This window comes from Nocardia takedensis NBRC 100417 (assembly GCF_000308695.1).
GTDB lineage: Bacteria > Actinomycetota > Actinomycetes > Mycobacteriales > Mycobacteriaceae > Nocardia > Nocardia takedensis.
Genome location: NZ_BAGG01000171.1, coordinates 1 through 526, shown reverse-complemented (window position 1 = coordinate 526; position 526 = coordinate 1). Strand labels below are relative to the sequence as shown.

The following is a 526-nucleotide window of genomic DNA, read 5'->3' as shown; positions in this document are numbered from 1 at the left end:
GTCCGCGGCCAGGACCACCCTGTCCGATGTCGCGACCGAGCTCGGGGTGACCCGTCAGACCGTCTACCGCTACTACCCGAGCGCGTTCGAGTTGCTCGCCGCGGTCGGCGAGGCGGGCACCAACGATTTCCTGGACCGGGTCGAAGCCCACATCCGACACATCACCGATCCCGAGGACGCGGTCATCGAAGCGATGTTCTACGCGTTGAACAGCGTCCCCACCGATCCCACCGTCGGGGTTCTCATGCAGACCGGTGACACCGAGATGTTCTCCCGGCGGTGCGACTTCCACGACCGCGCTGAGCTTCAGCACGCAATCGATGTATCGACTGCCCGTGGACTGGGACCGACTCGGATTCACCGAGCACGACGTCGCCGACTTCGCCGAAGTCCTACTGCGACTGTTCCTCTCACTGTTGCAGTACCCGAGCACGCCACCACGCACCGAGCAGCAGATGAAGACCTTCCTGCGCGGCTGGGTCGGCCCCGCCCTACACGGCCACCGCCCCGACCACTGACCACTCGA

The 526-nt window shown here is 65.4% G+C and carries 1 protein-coding gene; it reads left to right on the top strand.

Features of this window, described 5'->3' with window-relative positions; all coding sequences use genetic code 11:
* The first annotated feature begins 320 nt into the window (after window positions 1-320).
* Window positions 321-518 carry a hypothetical protein gene (locus tag ON30_RS41350; protein WP_245554249.1) on the top strand — a complete coding sequence of 66 codons (198 nt, stop codon included), beginning with the start codon at window positions 321-323 and terminating at the stop codon, window positions 516-518.
* Window positions 519-526: the final 8 nt, after the last annotated feature.

Coding starts and splice junctions, on each gene's coding strand:
- ON30_RS41350 (WP_245554249.1), top strand. CDS start 321: ATGTATCGACTGCCCGTGGACTGGGACCGACTCGGATTCACCGAGCAC.